The organism is Lentzea rhizosphaerae (assembly GCF_042649515.1).
Lineage (GTDB): Bacteria > Actinomycetota > Actinomycetes > Mycobacteriales > Pseudonocardiaceae > Lentzea > Lentzea aerocolonigenes.
In genome coordinates this window covers 1-20,938 of the sequence record NZ_JBHRZI010000029.1, presented here as the reverse complement: position 1 = coordinate 20,938, position 20,938 = coordinate 1, and the positions used below count along the sequence as shown (strand labels likewise).

Here is a 20,938-nt window from a genome sequence, read left to right as displayed (position 1 = left end):
ACTTTGGCTACAGGCACCGTGAAGTGGTTCAACGCCGAGAAGGGGTTCGGCTTCATCGCCCCCGACGACGGCTCGGCTGACGTCTTCGTGCACTACTCGGAGATTCAGTCCAAGGGGTTCCGCTCGCTCGAGGAGAACCAGAAGGTCGAGTTCGAGGTCGGACAGGGCCAGAAGGGGCCGCAGGCCCAGCAGGTCCGCCCGCTCTAAGCTTCGGCGGCACGTGAAGGCCACCTCAGGGCGCTGAGGTGGCCTTCGTCATGCTTGGGCGCGAAGTACCCGTTGGCGCTCGCCGGTACCCTCAGTAACTCGTGTGGGCGTATCGACGCTCGCCGGAAGTCAGAGGAGTGACGTGGCAGCCACCGACGAGGCACGACGGCTGGCGCTGGTCGCGGCGAACGCAGCGGCCGACAAGAAGGCGCACGACGTGACGGTGCTCGACGTCTCCGACCAGCTCGTGATCACGGACGTGTTTGTGATCGCGTCCGCTCCGAACGAGCGGCAGGTCGGCGCGATCGTCGACAACATCGAGGAGAAGCTGCGGGAGGCCGGCACGAAGCCGGTGCGCCGCGAAGGGGCCCGCGAGGGCCGGTGGGTTCTGCTGGACTTCGTCGACGTCGTGGTGCACGTGCAGCACGTCGAGGAGCGCAGCTTCTACGGCCTGGAGCGGCTGTGGAAGGACTGCCCGCGCATCGAGTTCGAAGCGGACGTCCCCGCCGACTCCACGGCTGAATGAGGTAGCAGATGGCCCTGAGCCGGCTCGTGCTGTGGCGGCACGGTGAGACCGACTACAACGCGACAGGTCGCCTGCAGGGTCATCTGGACTCGGCGCTCACCGAGACCGGCCTGAACCAGGCCAGGTTCGCCGTGCCGGTGCTCGCCGGGTTCGAACCGGAGATCGTCGTGGCGTCCGACCTGCAACGCGCGCGCAACACCGCCGGGGTGTTCACGTCGTCGACGGAGATCCCGCTGCGGATCGACGAACGGCTGCGCGAGACGCATCTGGGCAAGTGGCAGGGGCTGAACGTCGCTGAGGTGGAGCAGGAGTGGCCAGGTCAGGTCACCATCTGGCGCACCGATCCCACCTTCACACCGCCGGACGGCGAGTCGCGCGTCGAGGTGGCCGAGCGAGCCATCCAGGTCGTGCAGGAAGTGGACGCGGAGTTCTCCGGGACCGTCATGTTGTGCGCGCACGGTGGCCTGATCAGCGCGTTGACCGGGCGCCTGCTGGACCTGCCGGTGCAGACCTGGTCGCAGCTCGGCGGCATCTCGAACTGCCACTGGACCGTGTTCACCCGCCGCAACGACCGGTGGCGGCTGACGTCGTACAACGCGGGCACCACGCGTTGAGACTGCTCGTCCTCGGGGACTCGCTGTCGTTCTTCGGGCCGTCCGGGCCGTTACCCGCTGATCATCCTCGGCTGTGGCACAACATCTGCGCCGCGGAGCTGGGTGGTTCGGCGGAGCTGGCGGCCGGGTTCGGGTGGACGGCACGCGATGCCTGGTGGGCGTTGACCGGGGATCCGCGGATCTGGTCGTTGCTGCCTCGTACGGACGTGCTGGTGTTCGCGGTGGGCAGCATGGACACGCTGCCCTCGCCGTTGCCCACGTATCTGCGCGAGGGGCTGCGTTATGTGCGGCCGGACTGGCTGCGGCGGTGGGTTCGTGAGTGCTACAAGACGGCTCAACCGCTGTTGGCGCCCTACGCGCGCGCGGCGCTGCCTCCTGCACTGACCGCGCGCTATTTGCGGGACATGCTGCAGTCGGTGCGCAACCTCCAGTACACGATGCCGACGATCGGGATCGTGCCGTCGGTGCACCGCGCGGAAACGTACGCGTCCGCGCATCAGGGACACGCGGCTGCGGTTGCGGCCGTGCGCGGGTGGGCCTCACGTGCGGAGGTGCCGTTGCTGGACCTGCCGGCTGTGATCGGGGAGCACGTGCGGTCAGGTGCCGGGAATCCGGACGGGATGCACTGGGGCTGGGAGGGGCACGAGCTCGTCGGCAAGGCGATGGCCGCGCTGATCTCGTCCGTGGCGTTGAGTCCCTCGGAGGAGTGAGCCCCGTAGGCTCGTCGCTCGTGCGCATCTCCATCGTCACCGACTCCACGGCATACCTGCCCGAGGGGTTCGCGAAGCGCCATTCGATCACCGTGGTGCCGCTGCACGTGGCCGTGGACGGCGCCGGACGTCTCGACGGCGTGGACTTCGGCCCGTTCGAGCTGGCCGCCGCCCTGGCCGAGCACCGCCGGGTGACCACGTCGCGTCCCACACCGGGCGAGATGGCTGACGTGTACCGGGACGTGCTGTCGTCGTCCGATGCGGTCGTGTCGATCCATCTCTCTCGTGAGCTGTCCGGCACGTGGGAGGCCGCACGGCTGGCGGCCGAGGAGATCGACCCGTCTCGCATCCGCGTGGTCGACTCGCGTTCGACGGGCATGGGGCTCGGGTTCTCGGTGCTGCGCGCCTGTGCCGCTGTCACCGCCGGGCGATCGCACGCCGAGGTCGAGGAGGCCGCGTCGTCCGCTGCCCGGGAGAGCCGGATGTTCTTCTGCCTCGAGACGCTGGAGCACCTGCGCCGGGGCGGGCGGATCGGCACGGCGGCGGCGCTGGTGGGGACCGCGCTGGCCGTGAAGCCGTTGCTGCACATGGACGACGGCCGGATCGTGCCGTTGGAGAAGGTGCGCACGATGAGCCGGGCCGTGGGCCGTCTGGTCGACCTTGCGGCGGCCGCGGCGGGTGACGGGCCGGTGGGCCTGGCCGTGCACCACCTGGCCGCTCCCGAACGCGCCGCGGAACTGGCGACGCGCCTGGACGAGCGCCTGCCCGGCTCCACGGGATGCGTGATCTCCGAGGTCGGCGCGGTGATCGGCGCTCACACGGGCCCAGGGGTGCTGGGCGTGGTGGTGCTGCCGGGAGGACCCGACAGCCTCCCACAGACCCCCGACAATTCCCCGTCCCCGAGCCGTGAGTGATCGCGACCTGTCCACAACCAGCGAGTAATCCACAGCCCCGCAACTCGCCCCACCTCCCCACCCCTCCCGCTCCGTAACGTCCCCCGCATGTTCCCCCGCCCCCATCCGGACGACCGCCCGAGCGAACGCCTGGCCGCCCTGGCCGACAGAGTGAGAGCCGACCCGACCCTGGTCTTCGCGCGCTCGGAGGACTCCGACGAGCACGGCCCACCCCGCCGCCGTCTCCGCCTGCCGCGTCTCCCGCGCCGAGGCCTCCTCGCTCTCGGCATAGCCGTCGCGTGCACCGTGATCGGCCTGGGCAGCTGGTGGCAGAGCCCCGCCGCGGAGCAGGCGCCCGTCCTGGCTCTGGTGAGCACCACGGCCCAGGCCCCCGAACTGGTCGTGAACGTGATCGGCGAGGTCGCCACCCCAGGTCTGGTGACGGTGACGTCAGGCGCCCGAGTGGCCGACGCCGTCCGCCTGGCTGGCGGCCCAAAACCGGGCACCGACCTCCACGACCTGAACCTCGCCCGCAAACTCACCGACGGCGAACAGGTCGCGGTAGGCGTCCCACCTCAGGCCCCAGCAGGCGCCGTCCCGTCGAAGCTGAACCTGAACTCCGCCACCGCGACAGAACTGGACGCCCTCCCCGGTGTGGGCCCGGTGACGGCCCAACGCATCGTGGACCGCCGCACACGCAAGGGCCCGTTCGCCTCAGTGGACGACCTCCGCGACGTGGAAGGCATAGGCGACTCGAAGCTGGCCAAGCTGGCCGACCTGGTCCACACATGACCCTCGCCACCACAGCCCTGGCCCTCTACGCCCGCACCAAAGCCCACCTCCACCACCTGACCGTGACCACGGCCGTGGCCCACTACACCCGCACGAGAGCCCAGTTCCACCACCTGACCCGGCCCACAACCCTCCACACCGACCACAACCACCCCCACGCCGTAAGCCTCGACTTCCCCCTCCACCGCCCCGCCACCCCGAGACGCCGCCGCCCCAGCCTCCTGACAACCGCAGTCCGCCGCCTGCTGACCGCCTACCAGCCACCCTCGCTCCCGCCGCCTTACCCACTCCCTCTGGCGCCGGAGCGTCCGCGGTGCCGCTTGTGTGATGCAACCTCCTAACCCTGCTCGTCGGGAGCCCGTCAATCCGTCCGCCTCACCTACGTGCGCCGCTTCAAGATCGTCGATCATCCCGCAGCCGTCTGCCGGCCGTCGCCCGTCGTCCTTCGCCTGCTGACCGCTCATGCGGGCCAGCCCCGCCCCACCCAGACAACCCCTAGTTCCCCTCATCAGGAGCCACTCATGTCCGTTCACCTCCCCACCCAGCCCCGCCACGACCCCACCGGCCACTCCGCGACCAATCAGCCCAAAGCCACCCACCACAACCAGACCCCGAGCCCTCCCCAACCCCGGCAAGGCAGCCCAACCCCTGATCCCAGCGCCACCCAGGGGAGGCCCGGATGGTCCGCAAACACCAGATAGCCCACGACCACCGCCTGGTCCCGGCCGCAGCATCCGTCTGGACCACCGCCGCGACCGGCCTGTTCCTCAGCTGGCAAGCGGCAGTCCTGACCGGACTGACAGCCGGAGCGATCGGCTTCGTCGGGTGGCGCAGAGCGTGGTGGACCAGAACCTGCGCGATAGCCCTTCTGATCTCCGGACCGGTAGCAGCAGCCTGGGTCGGCGGTCACGTCCTCAGGGCCGAAACCCACCCGCTTCGCCTGGCCGCCAACGAAGGCCGCAGCACCACCCTGACCGTCGAGCTCAGCACCAGACCGCGCGGCATCCGGGCCGAGGGCTTCGGCGGCCACCAGGCCGGTGTCGATCACGTCGTCATCACCGCGACCGCGAACGGGGCCCAGCTCGTGCTGCTCGCACCGGCGGCGAAGTGGCGGGATCTGTTGCCAGGCCAGGAAGTCACGGTCAAAGGCACACTCGCTCCACCCCGGGGCGGTGACCTGGCCTCGGCGATGCTGAGGGTCCGCGGCCCGCCGATCGACCCTCAGCCGCCTCCGGTCTGGCAGAGCTGGGCGGATGAGCTCCGCGACGGCCTGCGACGAGCCAGTGGCGTTCTCGGCGACGAGGAGGCCGGGCTGTTGCCGGCGCTCGTGGTGGGCGACACCGAGCAGATGGTGCCGCGCATCGTGGATGAGTTCCGGACCGCGGGCCTGGCTCACCTGCTGGCGGTGAGCGGCGCGAACCTCGCCATCGTGTGCGGGGCGGTCTACCTGCTGCTGCGACGTCTCGGGCCGCGGAAGGCGGCCGTTGCGGCGATGGTGGCGCTCGTCGGGTTCGTGGTCCTGGCAGGGCCAGAGCCCAGCGTCCTCAGGGCCGCGGTCATGGGTGCCGTTGCCTTGCTGGCGTTGGTGCTGGGGCGGGAGCGGTCCACGTTGCCGAGTCTCGCGGCGGCCGTGCTGGTGCTGGTGTTCGTTGATCCGGCGCTGGGTGGTGATCCGGGGTTCGCGTTGTCGGTGGTCGCGACGGCGGCGTTGGTGCTCGTTGCGCCGAAGTGGGCGCGGGCGCTCAAGCAACGCGGTGTGCCGAACGGACTGGCCGAGGCGATCGTGGTGCCGACGGCCGCGAGTCTCGCCACGGCTCCCGTGGTGGCCGGGCTGTCCGGTCAGGTGAGCCTCGTGTCGGTGGTGGCCAACCTGGTCGCCGGGCCGGTGGTCGCGCCGGCGACGGTGCTGGGCGTGGTGGCGGCGGTGACAGCGCCGCTCTGGCCCGGAGCTGCGGAGCTGGTGGCCCACGTCGCCGGGCCCGCGGTGACCTGGCTGATCCAGGTCGGGCGGCAGGCGGCGGCCGTGCCCGGTGCGTCGGTCAGCTGGCCCGAGGGGTGGGTCGGGGCGATCGCGTTGGTCGCTGTCGTGGCGGCAACAGTGTTGTTGCTGCGGCTGAAGAAGACGCGGACGTTGGTCGTCGCGGTGCTCGTTGGCGGGTTCGTGGTGCTGGTGCCGTTGAAGGTCGTGGCGCCGGTCTGGCCGCCGGACGGGTGGAAGGCCGTCAGCTGCGATGTCGGGCAGGGCGACGCGCTCGTTCTCGCCACTGACGACGCGGACCGAGCGGTCGTCGTGGACACCGGGCCCGATCCCGGTGCGGTCGACCGGTGCCTGAAGACGTTGGGAATCAAGAGGATTCCGCTCGTGGTGCTGACGCATCTGCACGCGGATCACGTCGGCGGTCTCGCCGCGGTGCTCACCGGGCGTGCGGTGGGTGCGGTGGCGGTGGGTCCGCTCAAGGAGCCCGCGTGGGCGTGGAGGGAGGTCAGCGAGCAGGCCCGCACACACGGTGTGCGGGTGGTGGAACCGAAGGCGGACGAGCGGTTCGCCTTGCCAGGACTGGAGTTGGAGGTGCTCGGACCGCGGCGGCCACCGGTCGCCCAGGACACCAACACGATGGTGAACGACTACTCGCTGGTGCTCAAAGCGCACACCAGAGCGGGTCGCGTGCTGCTCACCGGTGACGTCGAGCTGGCCGGCCAGGCGGCGTTGCTGGGGGAGCGGGATCTCGCGGCCGAGGTGCTCAAGGTGCCGCACCACGGCTCGCGGTACTCGCTGCCCGCGTTCCTCAAGGCCGTGCGGCCACGAGTGGCGCTGGTGAGCGTCGGCACGGGCAACAGGTACGGCCATCCGAGCCCGCACGTGCTCGACGTGTTGCGGGCGGGAGGCGCCCTGGTGCTGCGCACGGACAAGGACGGCGACCTGGCGGTGTTGCCAGGAAACCGAATCGTACGAAGGAGAAGAGATGAACGACGTCTGGGTCAGGCTGTTCAACGGGCGCTACCCGATCCCCGGTGGCACACCGGGGCTCGCGTGGGCGCTGTGGCAGATGAACTACTCCGCCACGCCGTGGCCGCACGAAGAGCTGAAACCCGATTTCGGTTTCTACATCTGCGAAACGCTCGAAGACGGCACGCGCGCGCTCACGTACAAGGCGATCACCACACACGTGCTGCCGCCCACGAAGGCCGCGAAACCGGAGGAGGCTTACGACCTCATGTCGGAGTACGTGTTCGACGACGACCTGAGGATCACGCCGCAGGCCTGGCACGACTACCACTACAACGCGCTCAAGGCGGAATGCCCGTGGCCGCAACGGATCGTGGCGTGGCGCGCGGAGGCGAGCCCGGTCGGACCGCACGTGATGGAGGGCCTGCAACGCTTTCCGCGCACCGGTTGGCTCAGGACCGACGCGATTTCCTTCTGACACAACGCGGTCCGGGGACGTGTGAGCGTCCCCGGACCGGAAGGAGGTGATTTAGCCCAGCGCCTTGATGACGGCCTCGGCCGACGGTGGAACCGTCGCGCGCGGGCCGATCGTGTCGCCGAGCGCGTCGAGGGTCTTGAGGCCGTCGCCGGTGATGAGCAGCACGGTCTCGCCGTCCGGGTCGAGCTGGCCCGCCTCGATCAGCTTCTTCGCCGTCGCCACGGTCACGCCGCCGGCGGTCTCGGCGAAGATGCCCTCGGTGCGGGCGAGGAGCTTGATGCCCTCGACGACCTCTTCGTCGGTCACGTCCTCGATGGCACCGTTGGTGCGGCGCACCGCGTCGAGGACGTAGGGGCCGTCGGCCGGGGCGCCGATCGCCAGCGAGCGGGCGATGGTGTCCGGGCGGACCGGGCGGATGACGTCGTGGCCTTCCTTGTACGCGGCGGAGACCGGGCTGCAGCCGGTGGCCTGGGCGCCGAACACGCGGTACGGGGTGGCCTCGACGAGGTCGAGCTGGCCGAGCTCGCGGAACGCCTTGTCGACCTTGGTGAGCTGCGAGCCGGACGCGATCGGCACCACGATCTGGTCGGGCAGGCGCCAGCCCAGCTGCTCGGCGACCTCGTAGCCGAGGGTCTTCGAGCCCTCCGCGTAGTACGGGCGGACGTTGACGTTCACGAACGCCCAGTCCTCGTGCTCCGCGGCGAGTTCCTGGGCCAGGCGGTTCACGTCGTCGTAGTTGCCGTCGACGGCGATCAGGGCGCCTTCGTAGACCGCGCTCATCAGGATCTTGGCGCGCTCGAGAGAGGAGGGAACCAGCACGACCGACTGCCAGCCCGCGCGGGCGGCGGCCGCGGCGACGGCGTTCGCCAGGTTGCCGGTGGACGGGCAGGCCAGGACCTTGAAGCCGAGCTCACGGGCCGCGGCGAGGGCCACGCCGACCACGCGGTCCTTGAACGAGTGGGTGGGGTTGCCGGTGTCGTCCTTCACCCAGACCTTGCGGACGCCCAGGGCCTTGGCGAGGTTGTCGGCCTTGACCAGGCGGGTGCCGCCGGGGTCGGTGTTCGGGTGCTGTTCCACAGTGGACGGAACGGGGAGAAGGCCGCGGTAGCGCCAGATCGACTTGGGGCCGGCCTCGATGTCCTCGCGCCGGATCCTGCCGAAGTCGTAGGCCACTTCCAGCGGCCCGAAACATTCCAGACAGGCGTACTCAGCAGCGAGAGGGGTCTCATTTCCGCACTCACGGCACAGCAGTGCACGGGCGGGGCCGAGGTCGAAGGTCGTGCTCGTGGGCACAGTGACAGCAGTCATCGCGAGGTATCTCCTCATCTTTCCCGCGAAATCGAACGGGTCGGAATTGGCACCGTGATCGTCCGCGCGCAGTGATGCACTGCTGCTGACGCCGGTTGCCGGGGCTTCTTCGGGCCGGTCCCTCTGCCCCTCTGGATGAGCGGTGTTCAGTTGTGGCCACCAAGCTACGGCAACAGTCCGCGGCTCAGCCACCGACGTCCACGATCCGGGACGTGGGAGGATGCGGAGCGTGAGCGCACCGGAGTCACTGCACCTCGTCGTCGGCGAGGAGGAGTTGCTGGTCGAACGTGCTGTTCGGGCGGCGCTCGAGGCCGCACGCGAGGTCGATCCGAACGCCGATCTGACCCGTGTGCAGGTGACTGACCTCACTCCTCCCGAGCTGGCCGAGCTGGTGAGCCCGTCGCTGTTCGCGGAGGGGCGCGTGATCGTCCTGCAGAGCGCGCAGGACATCACCAAGGAGATCGCCGAGACGGTGCTCTCCTACGTCAAGGCGCCCGCGGACGGAGTCACGCTCGTCGTCGTGCACACGGGCGGTGGTCGCAGCAAGGCGGCCAAGGACCTGCCCGGACAGCTGAAGAAGGCCGGTGCCGCGGTCACCGAGTGCGCCAAGATCACCAAGCCCGGTGAGCGGGAGGCGTTCGTGCGCAACGAGGTGCGGCGGGCGGGCGGCAAGATCGATCCGGAGGCCGTCGCCACGCTCATCGACGCCGTGGGCACGAACCTGCGCGAGCTCGCCGCCGCGGCGTCACAGCTCGTGTCGGACACCGACGGCAAGGTGACGGTCGACGAGATCCGCCGCTACCACCAGGGCAAGGCCGAGGTGACCGGGTTCGCGGTCGCGGAGAAGGCCGTGACCGGTGACCGTGCGGGAGCCATGGAGGCGTTGCGCTGGGCCATGCAGCTCGGCGTGCCGCACGTGCTGGTCGCGGACGCGCTCGCGGACGCGGTGCGCACGGTCGCGCGGGTGTCCGCGGTGGGCCGTGCCGACCCGTTCAGCCTGGCGGGTCCGCTCGGCATGCCGCCGTGGAAGATCAAGAAGGCGCAGGCCCAGGCGCGCGGCTGGGACCAGTCCGGTCTCGCCGACGCGATGCAGGTGGTCGCGGGGCTCAACGCCGACGTGAAGGGTGTGGCGGCCGACGCCGACTACGCGCTGGAGCGTGCCGTGCTCAGGATCGTGGCCGCTCACGGCCGTCGTTGAGCGGTGTCGATCATGAACCGCTGATCGCACGCACCGACGAGTGCCTCGGCGCTCTCGCCCGTGCCCGCGATGCCGACGCAGCCGCGGCCTTCGACGCGCAGGGTGTACTCGGCCTCCGAGTGTTCGAGGGTGAAGGGCGTGGCTTTGGTGCAGTCGTCCCACGGCTCCAGCAGACCGTCCTCCAGCACCTTCAGACATCCCTTGCCGAACTGCGGGTGGTGCCACGCGATGCGGTACGCGCCGGAACCGAGTGGTTCGAGCGTGGTCGTTTGCGGTGCCACGGCGGAACACGGTCGTTGCACGGCCACTAGCGGGCCGTAGCGGCCGTCGCGCACGTGTCCGTCGGTCAGGCACAGGTCCGGCGCGGCGACCGGCCTGATCCGCACCGGTGAGGTCGGGACCGAGGTGCCGGCGGGCGCGTCCCGGCCACCGGACACCGCGAACCAGGTGCCCGCCGCGGCGACGACCACCAGCGCGGAAGCCGCCGACCACCACACCGAACGACGTCGCTGGACCGCCGGTGTCGCAGCGGGTTCGGCGATCGAGGCGCGGGCCTGCTGCCACGAGTCGACCTGGTCACCTTCACCGCACGCGTGCACGAACGCGTCCAGCACGTCCGGTGCCGGTAGCCGCTTTCCCGCGAGCACGTCGGCCAGAGTGCTGCGCGCCAGCACCTTTCCCCGCTCGGCGGCGCGTTTCTCCAACTGGCGATAGGTGAGGCCGGACCGTTGTTTCAGCTCGCGCAACGACGCGATGAACTCCCCCTGGCTGTTCACGTCTCCCGATCATGCCGTCCGGAGGCGCCCCTGACCAGGCCGGACAAGGTCGGACTGACCGGACGGCCGCATCCACTTGTACGACCGCCGCTGATCTCGGAAAGCTCAGTCCCGCCCCGGCCGGGTGCCTCAACGAATCGGAATCCAACACAAAACGAGGGGTGGCTGACGTGCGTGGAATTCGCGCTGCGTTGACCGGTTTGGCACTGGTGGGCTTGTCGTTGTCCGGCGCCGCGACGGCGAACGCGGAGGGCATGTCCGCGATGGGTGGCTGCGGCGAGGTCAAGAACCCGAAGACGTCCGGTGCCAAGGCGCACTGGGAGCTGAGCTGCCGGGACGGCAAGATCCGCGTGAGCGGCTGGGTCGAGGACACCGACGCGGACGGCCAGTGCGCGAAGGTGAAGGCGGTGTTCGCGAGCGGCAACACGGAGTTCAGCAGGGCGGCGTGCCCGAAGGGCAAGCGCATCCCGTTCGACTGGGCGCATCCCGGCTCGGTCGCGAGCGTCTACCTCTTCGAGTACGACGCGTGATGGCAGGCCTGGTCAGGCTCTGCGCCGCCGTGCTGGCGGCCATGTTCATCGCCACCGGTATCGCGCAGGCGGTGCCTCCCGAACCGGTGCTGCAGGTGCAGGCGGGCGCGCCGTGCTTCGTGTCCGGCTACAGCCTGCACGCCCAGGAGCAGATGGCGGCGCGACGCATCACGTCCGACCACGTCGAGAACGTCGTGCACGACACCTGCAACCGCGCCAAGAAGCAGAGCAACGGCACGTGGAAGTACACGGATCGCAAGATCACCGTCGTTGCCAACAACAACGGCTACGTTGTGACGGTATGGCGCAACTAGTCAGCTGGGACCGTTCGGTGAACGCCGCCTACATCGGGTTCCGCGAGATCGGGCCCGGCGAGGCCGCGAAGCAGGTCACCGTCACCGATGAGGACGGCAGCATCGCTGTCGTGCTCGACTTCGGAGCCGACGGGGAGCTGCTCGGCATCGAACTGCTCGACGCCGAGCGCCAGCTGCCGAGGGAACTGCGCGACTGACGACGAAGGGGTCTCACTCCACGCGGGTGAGGCCCCTTCCGCCGTCTCACCGTCGCGGAATCCCGATCAGGTACTGGGCGCCTGTGAAGCCGGGTTCGACGCCGATCGTCCAGCCGAACGACTCGGTGCGGTCCAGGCCGTCGACCATCCGCCGCAGCTCACCGCGTCCGTACATGCGCAGGAACGACACGACGCTGTCGAAGAACATCATGAACGGCAGCACCGGCACGACGTAGGTGAGCACCAGCCGCAGCAGGTAACGCGGCAGGGGATTGCGCTGGAACGGCGCCGACACCAGCACGGCCAGCGTGAGCAGGAACGGGAAGAGCAACATATACAGGAACGACCGTTTGGTGTCCACGACGACGATCGGCTGTCTTGCGTCGACGGCGTTCTGCAGCATCCGTTGAGCGAGCGGCGGCGGGAAGTGGTGGAACGCGCCGTAAATCGTGCGCGTGCCCTCGATCCGGCAGGCCGTGGCATCGACCGAAGAAGACACGTAGTCCAGGGAGCAACACGAGTCAGGCAGCCGACGACGGTTCTCCGCCTGCACACGCTCGAACGCGCGCACGTTCGGCACCAGGTCCGTCAGCGTCACGTGTGTGTGGACGCCCTCCTTGTGCAGTCGCCGCTGGATCAACGGCACAGGCCCGCCCGAACCCGAGCAAAGGTCGACGATCCGGCTGTCCGCGCCCGTGCGCAGAGCCAGCGCCAACGGCCGCGAGTACTCCCGCGCGGCATCCGTGAGCCGGTAGATGAACGCGATGGACTCGGTGTGCAGGGTCCGCAGCACGGCCGGGGTGCGGTCGAGGTCGTGGAGCTCGATGAAGTCGATCCGCGGAAGCGATTCCATGGATCTACGCCTACCGTGCAGGCACACCGGCTGGGAACAGCGAGAAGGGCCCGCTCACCGGAGCGGGCCCTTCTCAGCAAAGCTCTACAGCGGAATCAGCCCTCGAGCTGGTTCGCGCGCAGCGCCATCGCCGACTTCTTGTTGGCGGCCTGGTTGGCGTGGATAACGCCCTTGGTGGCGGCCTTGTCGAGCTTGCGGGACGCGTCCTGCAGCAGCTCCAGGGCCTTCGCCTTGTCACCGGCCTCGGCAGCCTCGCGGAACTTGCGGATGGCCGTCTTCAGGGACGACTTGACCGACTTGTTGCGCAGGCGCGCCTTCTCGTTGGTCTTGATCCGCTTGAGCTGGGACTTGATGTTCGCCATGCGACATCACCCTTCTTGTCGAAACCGGAGTTCGTGATGCGCTTCGTCGGCACCAGCCTGAGCTGGCTCTCCTCCACGGCGGAGTGCCGCGCGTTCACGACGACGAAGGATATCAGGCCTGCTCAGCGCACCGTGAACGTGGCCTTCTCCGCGCCCACCACGGCCTCGTAACCGCCCCGCGCGACCTCACGCCGCCCGTCGCCGTCCACGTCGCCGACCGTCAGCGCCAGCTGCGAGAGCTTGAACGACACCTCGACCTGCTCCGACTGTCCCGCAGCGAGTTCCACACGACTCCAGCCCACCAGGCGCTGGTCGGGCGTGAGCACCGGTGAGGCCGGCTGCCGCACGTAGACCGGCACCACCACGGTGCCAGCGCGCGCGCCGGTGTTCGCCACCGTGAACTTCACCACGCCCGTGGAGCGGTCAACGGACACGGAGGTGCCCGACGTCGCGAACGACGTGTATGACAGGCCGTGTCCGAACGGGTACAGCGGGTCGTACTTGGCAGAAGCCGACGTGTTCGCGCCCGGCAGCTGGTCGTAGGTCAGCGTCGGGTCACCCAGTGCCTTGGGCCACGACACCGACAGCTTGCCGCTCGGGTTCACCGCGCCGAACAGCACGTCGGCGATCGCCCGGCCGCCCTCGCTGCCCGGCAACCAGCCCGCGACCAGCGCGTTCGCGTCCGCCGCACCGCCGAGCACCTGCGGACGCGCGGTCAGCAGCACCACGACCACGGGCTTGCCGGTCGCCTGCACCGCGTCCACCCACGCCTGCTGCTCGGCGGTCAGCGCCGGGTTCTCCGTGTCGGCAGGGCCCTCCGCACCGGGCTTCTCACCCAGGACGACGACGACCGCGTCCGCACCAGCTGCCTCGGCAACAGCAGCCGCAGGCGTCGCAGCGTGCACAACGGACGCACCGGGAACGGCCTCGCGGACACCGGTCAGCACGGTCGCGGTCGGCGGCAACGGCGAGTCGTCCGGCACGCCCTGCCACTCCACGGTCCAGCCACCGAGCTGACGGCGCACGTCGTCCGCGGTCTCCCCGGTCACGACGATCTTCTTGGCGGCGTTCGACAACGGCAGCACGCCGTCGTTCTTCAGCAGCACCGTGCCCTCGGCGGCCGCCTGCCGCGCCAGGTCCCGGTCCACGCCGACGACAGCCGCATCCGCCTTGGCGGGGTCGACGTACGGCTTCTCGAACAGCCCCAGGTCGAACTTGAGCTTGAGCACCCGCCGCACGGCCTGGTCGATCCGCCCGCGCGACACCGAACCGTCGCGCACGTTCGCCAGCAGCAGCGACGTGAACTCCGCCGCGTTCGACGGCTCCATCGCCATGTCCACACCGGCGTTGACGCTCATCGCGATCGCCGTCTTGTAGTCGGGCGCGACCTTGTGCCGGTCCACCAGGTACTTCATGTCCTGCCAGTCCGACACCGCGACGCCCTTGAAACCCATGCGCTGCCGCAGCTGCGTCTGCAACATGTACTTCGACGCGTGCACCGGCACCCCGTTGAGCGAGCCGGAGTTGATCATCACCGTGCGCACGCCCGCGTCGAACTGCGCCTGGAACGACGGCAGCACCACGTCCTGCAGCTGCCGGATCGGAATCTGCGCGGCCGCGCGGTCGTGCCCGTTCGCCGGTGCCGAGTAACCGGCGAAGTGCTTCGCCGTCGCCGTCAGCTGCGCGGTGTCGTCCACCTTGGACTGCTGCCCGCGGACATTCGCCGCGGCGAGCTGCCCCGCGAGGAACGAGTCCTCGCTGTACGTCTCGTAGTAACGGCCCCAACGGGTGTCACGCGCGATGTCCGACACAGGGGCGAAATTCCAGAAGACACCCGTTGCGCGCAACGCCTTCGATGCGGACACACCGATCTTCTCCTGCAGACCGGGGTTCCACGTCGCGCCGAGCCCGATCTGGTGCGGGAACATCGTCGCGGAGATGACGTTGTTGTGCCCGTGCACGCCGTCCGCGCCGTAGATGATCGGGATCTTCAACCTGTTGTGCTCCAACGCATAGCGCTGAATCGCGTTGTTCATCTCGGCCCACGCCCTGGGCGTGTTCTCGACCGGTGCGTCACCACCGCCGGACAGGATCGAACCGACGTGCGCGTCGGAGAGCACCGCCTTCAGGCAGGACTCGACCAACGGACCGTTGGCGTTGTTGCAGTCACCGCGCAGCTTCCCGACGCGGATCTGCGCCATCTGCCCGATCTTCTCCTCGAGCGTCATCCTCCGCAGCAGGTCCTCGACCCGTCGCTCCGTCGACGCCCGAGCGTCCAAATAGATCTCTTTGCCCGCCGCCAGACCACCAGCCGGTGTCAGTGACGCGATCAGCACAGCAACGCCCAGCACGCCGAGACCGGCGCGCCTGCGGGAAAACAAAGACAAGACTCCTCCACGCTCCCGTGCGCCCGCCGCACACGATCGCGTGGAGGAGCAGGGCGGAACACCCGCCGAACGGGGGAACTCCGTGAGAGCGGTTTCATGCTGGTGAAACGCCTGTTCAGCCTCCTGCGCTGAAACAAGGAATGATGCCATTCATGACATTGCCCGCACTCCCGGAAGAGTTCCAGCGCGTGCTCTGCGTCGTCGCGCACCCCGACGACATGGAGTACGGCGTGTCCTCCGCCGTCGCCCGCTGGACCGCCAACGGCATCGAGGTCGGCTACCTCCTGCTCACCCGAGGCGAGGCCGGCATGCCGAACCCTCCGGAGGAGACGGCCCGCCTGCGCCTGGCCGAGCAGCAGGCCGCCTGCGCCGCGGTCGGCGTCGAGCACCTGACCGTTCTCGACCACCCGGACGGCGTCCTCGTCTACGGACTCGACCTGCGCCGGGACATCTGCCGCGAGATCCGCCGGTTCAAGCCCGACGTCGTGCTCGGCAGCAGCTTCGAGGTCGAGACGCCGTACGGGTTCGACCAGGCGGACCACCGCGCGGCCGGACTCGCGACCCTCGACGCGATCAGGGACGCGGGCAACCGCTGGGTCTTCCCCGACCAGACCGAGGAACCGCACTCGCCGCGCTGGTACCTCCAGCCGGCGTTCGCCAACCCGACCCACGGCGTCGACGTGACGGGCGAACCGTTGCGGCGCGGCGTGGCCTCTCTCGAAGCCCACGCCGCGTACCTGGCCGCACTTCCCGGCCATCCCGCCCCCGCGGACTTCATCCCGAAGATCGCCGCGATGGGCGGCCAGGCGATGGGCGTCGAGCACGCTGTGCTGTTCCGCGCCCACGACCTGCAGGCACGACCGGAGCTCTAGCGCCTGTATCGAAGTCCGATCCGCGATAGCCGGGCCCGAGGCGGCCCCTGGCGGCACGGCCGGACGACCCACATACAACACCGGTATGCGGGTCGTCCGGCCGCACCACCAGGAACCACCTCAAGCTCGACTCTCATCGAACCGGACTTCGATACAGGCGCTAGTCGGGCTCGGCCTTCTTCGGCGGCCTGCCCCGGCGAGGCATGTTCTTCGCGTCGCCGGGCAGCCGGCCCGCGTCCGACAGTGCGCGCCGCAGCAGGAACTCGATCTGCGCGTTGGTGCTGCGCAGCTCGTCGTTCGCCCACCTGCTCAACGCGTCGTGCACGGCCGGATCGAGCCTGAGCAGAACGCTTTTGCGCTCAGCCATCAGGTGTACAGCGACCCGGTGTTCACCACGGGCTGAGTGGAGCGGTCACCGCACAGGACGACGAGCAGGTTCGAGACCATCGCGGCCTTGCGCTCCTCGTCGAGCTCGACGACGTCCTGCTCGGCGAGCCGCTGCAACGCGAGCTCGACCATGCCGACGGCGCCTTCCACGATCCGGGTCCGTGCCGCCACGACCGCGCCCGCCTGCTGCCGCTGCAACATGGCGTGGGCGATCTCCGGCGCGTATGCGAGGTGCGTGAGCCGTGACTCGATCACCTTCACGCCTGCGGACTGCACGCGTGCCGAGATCTCGATGGCGAGCGTCTCGGTGATCTCGTCCGCGTTCTCCCGCAGCGACAGACCGGCCTCGTCGTGGTTGTCGTACGGATAGCTGGTCGCGATGTGCCGTACGGCGGTCTCCGTCTGGATGCCGACGAACCGCACGAAGTCGTCCACCTCGAACCGTGCGCGCGCAGTGTCTTCCACCTGCCAGACGACGACGGCGGCGATTTCGATCGGGTTGCCGTCCGCGTCGTTGACCTTGAGCGTCGCCGTCTCGTGGTTGCGGATCCGAGTCGAGATCTTCTGCCGCGTGGTGAACGGGTTCGCCCACCGCAGACCGTCTGTGCGGACCGTGCCGACGTAACGGCCGAGGAACTGCAACACGCGCGCCTCGCCGGGCGCGACGGTGAAGAGCCCTCTCATGATCAGTGCCGCGGCCAGGAACAACAGCACCGCGGCGATGAGGAGCCCCGCCGGCGGGTTGCCGCCGGTCTCCTCCGCCTTCATGACCCCCAGCACGAACATCCACACACCCACGGCCAACACCACCAGTCCAGCGAAGAACATCGGCAGACCGGGCAGCTCCCGTGCGTGCTTCTCACGCACGACAGGCGCCGGCATGTGCACTGTCGCGTCGATCGTCGCGCTCATCCGAACCCCCTATCGAAGTAGTAGCTAAGTGATATCACTTTTTGCGGGTGATCGCCAGTTAGGCTGATCCGCATGAGGGTGAAGAAGCAGCGCGTGGCCGCGTACGGGGTCTGCATCAACGACGACGACGAGATCCTGCTGGCGCGCTGGCTCGGCCCGAACGGCAAGCGCTGGATCCTGCCCGGCGGTGGCATCGACCACGGGGAGCACCCGCACGACGCGGTCATCCGGGAGTTCGAGGAGGAGACCGGGTTCGAGGTCGAGGTGCTGCGGCTGATCGGCATCGACTCCGAGCTCCGCGAGGAGGCCGACCGCGACTACCACGCGTTGAGGATCATGTACGAGGTCCGGATCGTGGGTGGTGAGCTGCGGTACGAGGTGGACGGCACGACCGACCTCGCGCAGTGGTTCCCCGTCGCAGACATCGGACAACTCGACAGGGTGCCCTCGGTCGATACGGCCCTCGGTTTGCACCGAACTGCCCCACCTGCCGGAATCTTGCGCTAGTTTGGCCCTACCGCCGCCAGCTTCCCATCCCTGGAGTTGGCGAATGATCCGATCACTGGCCGCTGTCGGCGCGGCCGCCCTGCTGTCGTCCTTCGTCCACGTCCCCGCCTTCGCGGCGGTCGTCACCGTGTCGAGCGCGTCCTCCCTGCAGGCCGCGATCGACTCCGCCCGGCCCGGTCAGCGCCTCGTGCTCGCCGGCGGTGTGCACGACGGGTCCGTCAAGGTCACCAGGTCCGGCATCACGATCGCCGCGCAGACCGTCGGCGGCACCGTGTTCACCAGCGGCGGGTTCGAGCTCGGCGCCGTCAGGAACGTGACCGTCGAGGGCTTCGTCTTCGACGGCACGAGCAAGCTGGACGTGCCCGCCGAGGCGCAGGCGACCCGCATCACCCGCAACACCTACAACGGCAACAAGAGCGGCGCCTCGCTCAGCGTCAGCGCCGACGACGTGCAGGTCGACCACAACACGTTCTCCAACCGCACCAACGAGGGCGTGTACCTGCAGGTCACCGGTCCCGGCAGCGACATCGCCAAACGGACCTGGATCCACCACAACTACTTCTACAACCACCAGTTCAGCGGCGCGAACGGCGGCGAGTCGATCCGGCTCGGCTACAGCCACAAGCAGTCGAAGTCCGCGAACGCGATCATCGAGCACAACCTGTTCGAGAAGGCGGACGGCGACGCCGAGGCGATCTCGGTGAAGTCCTCGGACAACACCGTCCGCTACAACACGATCCGCAACAGCAAGGGCTACATCGTCCTGCGCCACGGCAACCGCACCACCGTCGAGGGCAACCTGCTGTTCAACAGCGGCATCCGGTTCCACGGCAACGACCACAAGATCTACAACAACTACGTGGAGAGCACCCGCGACCGCGCGATCGTGTTCGGTTCCGGCAAGGAAGCCGACAGCGGCCCCACCTCGAAGCTGCACGACCGGCCGGACCGCGTGACGGTCGCGTTCAACACGCTGATCGGCACCGGCGCGGTGGTCGACAGCGACGGAGGTGACTTCAAGCCGAAGGACTGCGTGCTCGCGAACAACGTCATCAAGGGCTCGTCGGGTGGCGTCGTCTCCATGCACAGCGGCTCGGTCGTGAAGTACGAGGGCAACGTCATCTGGGGCGGCAACGGCGGAAGCATGCCCTCGTCCGGTTACCGCTCCATCGACCCAAAGCTCGTGAAGGACGCCAACGGGCTGTTCCGTCTCACGGCCGGTAGCCCGGCCATCGACGCGTCAGTCGGCACCTACTCCTACGTGACGCGTGACTTCGACCCGCAGGCACGTTCCGGCAAGCCGGACGTCGGAGCGGACGAGTACAGCACGTCGGCGATCCGCAAGGCCCTGACCAAGGCCGACGTGGGGCCGTCAGCGCCGTAGCTTGCCCCTGAGGGCAGACATCGGATCCATCCCTGCTGGACGGGGCAAGCGGCCCCGGCCGAACTGCCCCGTCCGCAGGAACTCCGCACTACGTTCGGTCCACCGTCGCCGCTGGGCCACCACAGGAGTTGGCAAATGATCCGATCACTGGCCGCAGTGGGTGCGGCCGCCCTGCTGTCGTCCCTCGTCCAGGCGCCCGCGCACGCCGCGGTCGTCAGCGTGCCGAACGTGACCGCCCTGCAGGCCGCGATCAACTCAGCGAGAGCAGGTCAGCGCATCGTGCTCGCCAACGGCGTGCACCGCGCCGACAAGCCGATCAAGATCACGAGGTCGAAGATCACCATCGCGGCCAAGCAGGCCGGCGGCGCCGTGTTCAACGCCGGTGGCTTCGAGTTCGGTGCGGTCCGCGGCGTGACGATCGAGGGCTTCGTCTTCAACGGCACGAGCACCCTGTCCGTGCCGGCGGAGGCGGAGGCGACCCGCATCACCCGCACCACGTTCAACGGCGACAAGAACGGTGACTCGCTCACCGTCAGCGCCAACGACGTGGAGGTCGACCACAACACGTTCTCGAACCGCTCGAACCAGGGCGTGTACCTGCAGATCGCGGGACCTGACGGCAAGATCGCCCAAAGGACGAAGGTCCACCACAACTACTTCTACAACCACAGCTACACCGGGGACAACGGCGGCGAGTCGATCCGGCTCGGTTACAGCTACAAGCAGCAGCTCTCCGCCTACGCGGTCATCGAGAACAACCTCTTCGACAAGGCCAACGGTGATTCCGAGGCCATCTCGGTGAAGGCATCGGACAACACGATCCGCTTCAACACGATCCGCAACAGCAAGGGCTACATCGTCCTGCGTCACGGCCACCGCAGCACGGTCGAGGGCAACCTGCTGTTCGGCAGCGGCATCCGGTTCCACGGGAACGACCACAAGGTGTTCAACAACTACGTGGAGAACTCGGGTGACCGGGCGATCGTGTTCGGCAGGGGCTCCGAGGCCGACAGCGGCCCCACCTCGAAGCTGCACGACCGGCCGGACCGCGTGACCGTCGCGTTCAACACTCTGATCGGAACGGGCGCCGTGGTCGACAACGACACCGATACCTACGCGCCCAAGGACTGCGTGTTCGCGAACAACATCATCAAGGGCTCGTCGTCGAGGTTCATCGAGATGATGAGCGGCTCGACGGTGAAGTACGAGGGCAACATCATCTGGGGTGGGACTGCCGGCATCTCGTCGGGCTACCGCTCGGTCGACCCGAAGCTGGTGGGTGACGCGAACGGTCTGCTGCGTCTGTCGTCGGACAGCCCTGCGATCGAGACCTCCGCGGGTACGTACTCGTACGTGACGCGTGACTTCGACCCGCAGTCCCGCGTCGGCAAGCCCGATGTGGGGGCGGACGAGTACAGCTCGTCGGCGATCCGGAAGCCGCTCACGAGTGCCGATGTCGGGGTCTCCGCGCCCTGACACGAGCGTTTGTCCTGGTGATCGCACGTTTCGCGGTCACCAGGACCCCCCGATTTGGAGATCGAAACAGGCCCGTGTAATGTTCTCTCTGCCAGCGCGGAACGGGCCGGAAATCAAAACCGGAACGAGCGGGGCAAAGCCGGAAGACAAAGAGCCTCTGAGAGGCCGATTTGACACCGGCGAGCAACACCAAATAAGCTTCAGCAACACAAGCCCCGAGTGAAAGTCTCCGGAAACGGAGATCGGATCCGGTGAGCGCGTGTTCTTTGAGAACTCAACAGCGTGCCGAAACACAGCCAGTAATATGA

At 68.6% G+C, this 20,938-nt stretch carries 22 protein-coding genes and 1 riboswitch; of the genes, 15 read left to right on the top strand and 7 right to left on the bottom strand.

The features are described 5' to 3' along the window. Window positions 1-3: 3 nt before the first annotated feature. From cspE to ACFOWZ_RS32450, 7 genes are all read left to right on the top strand, one after another. Entirely contained in the window at window positions 4-207 is a 204-nt protein-coding gene (gene cspE, locus ACFOWZ_RS32480; protein ID WP_030468099.1) for a transcription antiterminator/RNA stability regulator CspE, read from the top strand. A 142-nt stretch (window positions 208-349) separates the two neighbouring features. Beyond that, a complete protein-coding gene (rsfS, locus tag ACFOWZ_RS32475; protein WP_030468098.1) occupies window positions 350-733 on the top strand; it encodes a ribosome silencing factor in 384 nt (127 codons plus the stop codon). 8 nt (window positions 734-741) lie between these two features. Then, the gene (locus ACFOWZ_RS32470) at window positions 742-1,347 is read left to right on the top strand and encodes a histidine phosphatase family protein (protein WP_382377771.1); all 606 of its coding nucleotides are present in this window, start codon (window positions 742-744) and stop codon (window positions 1,345-1,347) included. Continuing rightward, window positions 1,308-2,057 carry a diglucosylglycerate octanoyltransferase gene (gene octT / locus ACFOWZ_RS32465; RefSeq protein WP_382377770.1) on the top strand — a complete coding sequence of 250 codons (750 nt, stop codon included), beginning with the start codon at window positions 1,308-1,310 and terminating at the stop codon, window positions 2,055-2,057. Before ACFOWZ_RS32470 ends, octT begins: the two co-directional genes overlap by 40 nt. Before the next feature lie 20 nt (window positions 2,058-2,077). After that, complete coding sequence (locus ACFOWZ_RS32460; RefSeq protein WP_382377769.1) at window positions 2,078-2,971, top strand: DegV family protein; 894 nt, start codon at window positions 2,078-2,080, stop codon at window positions 2,969-2,971. A gap of 87 nt (window positions 2,972-3,058) precedes the next feature. Continuing rightward, window positions 3,059-3,742, top strand: coding sequence for a helix-hairpin-helix domain-containing protein (locus ACFOWZ_RS32455; protein WP_382377768.1), 684 nt, complete (start codon window positions 3,059-3,061; stop codon window positions 3,740-3,742). A 679-nt stretch (window positions 3,743-4,421) separates the two neighbouring features. Continuing rightward, window positions 4,422-7,217 (top strand): DNA internalization-related competence protein ComEC/Rec2, encoded by a 2,796-nt coding sequence (locus tag ACFOWZ_RS32450; protein WP_382377767.1) that lies wholly within the window; start codon window positions 4,422-4,424, stop codon window positions 7,215-7,217. Window position 7,218: 1 nt separating this feature from the next. Here ACFOWZ_RS32450 and thrC read toward each other — a convergent pair whose 3' ends face one another. Next, a complete protein-coding gene (thrC, locus tag ACFOWZ_RS32445) occupies window positions 7,219-8,475 on the bottom strand; it encodes a threonine synthase (protein WP_382377766.1) in 1,257 nt (418 codons plus the stop codon). Window positions 8,476-8,486: 11 nt separating this feature from the next. Beyond that, a riboswitch (SAM riboswitch) is annotated at window positions 8,487-8,617 on the bottom strand. A 78-nt stretch (window positions 8,618-8,695) separates the two neighbouring features. Here thrC and holA point away from each other — a divergent pair. Beyond that, window positions 8,696-9,673 (top strand): DNA polymerase III subunit delta, encoded by a 978-nt coding sequence (gene holA / locus ACFOWZ_RS32440; protein ID WP_382377765.1) that lies wholly within the window; start codon window positions 8,696-8,698, stop codon window positions 9,671-9,673. On the opposite strand, the gene ACFOWZ_RS32435 is transcribed toward holA, so the two are convergent. Beyond that, on the bottom strand, window positions 9,658-10,449 hold the full coding sequence (locus ACFOWZ_RS32435) for a helix-turn-helix domain-containing protein (protein WP_382377763.1): 792 nt from the start codon (window positions 10,447-10,449) through the stop codon (window positions 9,658-9,660). The genes holA and ACFOWZ_RS32435 overlap by 16 nt on opposite strands. Window positions 10,450-10,619: 170 nt before the next feature. On the opposite strand from ACFOWZ_RS32435, the gene ACFOWZ_RS32430 reads away from it, so the two are divergent. The 3 genes from ACFOWZ_RS32430 to ACFOWZ_RS32420 are packed head-to-tail and all read left to right on the top strand — an operon-like array spanning window position 10,620 to window position 11,490. Next, window positions 10,620-10,979 carry a hypothetical protein gene (locus tag ACFOWZ_RS32430; protein WP_382377762.1) on the top strand — a complete coding sequence of 120 codons (360 nt, stop codon included), beginning with the start codon at window positions 10,620-10,622 and terminating at the stop codon, window positions 10,977-10,979. Continuing rightward, window positions 10,979-11,293, top strand: coding sequence for a DUF4258 domain-containing protein (locus tag ACFOWZ_RS32425; RefSeq protein WP_382377760.1), 315 nt, complete (start codon window positions 10,979-10,981; stop codon window positions 11,291-11,293). The genes ACFOWZ_RS32430 and ACFOWZ_RS32425 overlap by 1 nt, the downstream gene beginning before the upstream one ends. Continuing rightward, on the top strand, window positions 11,281-11,490 hold the full coding sequence (locus ACFOWZ_RS32420) for a DUF2283 domain-containing protein (protein ID WP_382377759.1): 210 nt from the start codon (window positions 11,281-11,283) through the stop codon (window positions 11,488-11,490). Before ACFOWZ_RS32425 ends, ACFOWZ_RS32420 begins: the two co-directional genes overlap by 13 nt. A gap of 46 nt (window positions 11,491-11,536) precedes the next feature. Here ACFOWZ_RS32420 and ACFOWZ_RS32415 read toward each other — a convergent pair whose 3' ends face one another. The 3 genes from ACFOWZ_RS32415 to ACFOWZ_RS32405 form a co-directional block, all read right to left on the bottom strand. Then, window positions 11,537-12,343 carry a class I SAM-dependent methyltransferase gene (locus tag ACFOWZ_RS32415; protein ID WP_382377757.1) on the bottom strand — a complete coding sequence of 269 codons (807 nt, stop codon included), beginning with the start codon at window positions 12,341-12,343 and terminating at the stop codon, window positions 11,537-11,539. 95 nt (window positions 12,344-12,438) lie between these two features. Next, the gene (rpsT, locus tag ACFOWZ_RS32410) at window positions 12,439-12,705 is read right to left on the bottom strand and encodes a 30S ribosomal protein S20 (RefSeq protein WP_030468084.1); all 267 of its coding nucleotides are present in this window, start codon (window positions 12,703-12,705) and stop codon (window positions 12,439-12,441) included. Between the two features lie 122 nt (window positions 12,706-12,827). Continuing rightward, complete coding sequence (locus ACFOWZ_RS32405) at window positions 12,828-15,092, bottom strand: glycoside hydrolase family 3 N-terminal domain-containing protein (protein WP_382377755.1); 2,265 nt, start codon at window positions 15,090-15,092, stop codon at window positions 12,828-12,830. A gap of 143 nt (window positions 15,093-15,235) precedes the next feature. Between ACFOWZ_RS32405 and ACFOWZ_RS32400 the strand changes: the two genes are divergently transcribed. Beyond that, window positions 15,236-15,964: a PIG-L deacetylase family protein gene (locus ACFOWZ_RS32400; protein WP_382377753.1), complete on the top strand. Its 729-nt coding sequence runs from the start codon at window positions 15,236-15,238 to the stop codon at window positions 15,962-15,964. 160 nt (window positions 15,965-16,124) lie between these two features. Here the strand turns inward: ACFOWZ_RS32400 and ACFOWZ_RS32395 are convergent, their stop codons facing one another. Continuing rightward, a complete protein-coding gene (locus ACFOWZ_RS32395; protein ID WP_382377752.1) occupies window positions 16,125-16,331 on the bottom strand; it encodes a hypothetical protein in 207 nt (68 codons plus the stop codon). After that, window positions 16,331-17,263, bottom strand: coding sequence for an SPFH domain-containing protein (locus ACFOWZ_RS32390; protein WP_382377751.1), 933 nt, complete (start codon window positions 17,261-17,263; stop codon window positions 16,331-16,333). Before ACFOWZ_RS32390 ends, ACFOWZ_RS32395 begins: the two co-directional genes overlap by 1 nt. 72 nt (window positions 17,264-17,335) lie before the next feature. On the opposite strand from ACFOWZ_RS32390, the gene ACFOWZ_RS32385 reads away from it, so the two are divergent. From ACFOWZ_RS32385 to ACFOWZ_RS32375, 3 genes are all read left to right on the top strand, one after another. Beyond that, entirely contained in the window at window positions 17,336-17,770 is a 435-nt protein-coding gene (locus ACFOWZ_RS32385; protein ID WP_030468079.1) for an NUDIX hydrolase, read from the top strand. 43 nt (window positions 17,771-17,813) lie between these two features. Continuing rightward, window positions 17,814-19,154, top strand: a complete 1,341-nt coding sequence (locus ACFOWZ_RS32380; protein WP_382377750.1) for a polysaccharide lyase 6 family protein — start codon at window positions 17,814-17,816, stop codon at window positions 19,152-19,154. A gap of 135 nt (window positions 19,155-19,289) precedes the next feature. Next, on the top strand, window positions 19,290-20,630 hold the full coding sequence (locus ACFOWZ_RS32375) for a polysaccharide lyase 6 family protein (protein ID WP_382377749.1): 1,341 nt from the start codon (window positions 19,290-19,292) through the stop codon (window positions 20,628-20,630). Window positions 20,631-20,938 lie beyond the last annotated feature (308 nt).

Excerpts from the sequence above, each read along its gene's own strand:
- ACFOWZ_RS32380 (WP_382377750.1), top strand. The coding sequence starts at position 17,814 with ATGATCCGATCACTGGCCGCTGTCGGCGCGGCCGCCCTGCTGTCGTCC.
- ACFOWZ_RS32450 (WP_382377767.1), top strand. The coding sequence starts at position 4,422 with ATGGTCCGCAAACACCAGATAGCCCACGACCACCGCCTGGTCCCGGCC.
- ACFOWZ_RS32415 (WP_382377757.1), bottom strand. The coding sequence starts at position 12,343 with ATGGAATCGCTTCCGCGGATCGACTTCATCGAGCTCCACGACCTCGAC.
- thrC (WP_382377766.1), bottom strand. The coding sequence starts at position 8,475 with ATGACTGCTGTCACTGTGCCCACGAGCACGACCTTCGACCTCGGCCCC.
- holA (WP_382377765.1), top strand. The coding sequence starts at position 8,696 with ATGCGGAGCGTGAGCGCACCGGAGTCACTGCACCTCGTCGTCGGCGAG.
- ACFOWZ_RS32390 (WP_382377751.1), bottom strand. The coding sequence starts at position 17,263 with ATGAGCGCGACGATCGACGCGACAGTGCACATGCCGGCGCCTGTCGTG.
- rpsT (WP_030468084.1), bottom strand. The coding sequence starts at position 12,705 with ATGGCGAACATCAAGTCCCAGCTCAAGCGGATCAAGACCAACGAGAAG.
- ACFOWZ_RS32375 (WP_382377749.1), top strand. The coding sequence starts at position 19,290 with ATGATCCGATCACTGGCCGCAGTGGGTGCGGCCGCCCTGCTGTCGTCC.
- ACFOWZ_RS32425 (WP_382377760.1), top strand. The coding sequence starts at position 10,979 with ATGGCAGGCCTGGTCAGGCTCTGCGCCGCCGTGCTGGCGGCCATGTTC.
- ACFOWZ_RS32470 (WP_382377771.1), top strand. The coding sequence starts at position 742 with ATGGCCCTGAGCCGGCTCGTGCTGTGGCGGCACGGTGAGACCGACTAC.
- ACFOWZ_RS32385 (WP_030468079.1), top strand. The coding sequence starts at position 17,336 with ATGAGGGTGAAGAAGCAGCGCGTGGCCGCGTACGGGGTCTGCATCAAC.
- ACFOWZ_RS32455 (WP_382377768.1), top strand. The coding sequence starts at position 3,059 with ATGTTCCCCCGCCCCCATCCGGACGACCGCCCGAGCGAACGCCTGGCC.
- ACFOWZ_RS32400 (WP_382377753.1), top strand. The coding sequence starts at position 15,236 with ATGCCATTCATGACATTGCCCGCACTCCCGGAAGAGTTCCAGCGCGTG.
- ACFOWZ_RS32395 (WP_382377752.1), bottom strand. The coding sequence starts at position 16,331 with ATGGCTGAGCGCAAAAGCGTTCTGCTCAGGCTCGATCCGGCCGTGCAC.
- ACFOWZ_RS32420 (WP_382377759.1), top strand. The coding sequence starts at position 11,281 with ATGGCGCAACTAGTCAGCTGGGACCGTTCGGTGAACGCCGCCTACATC.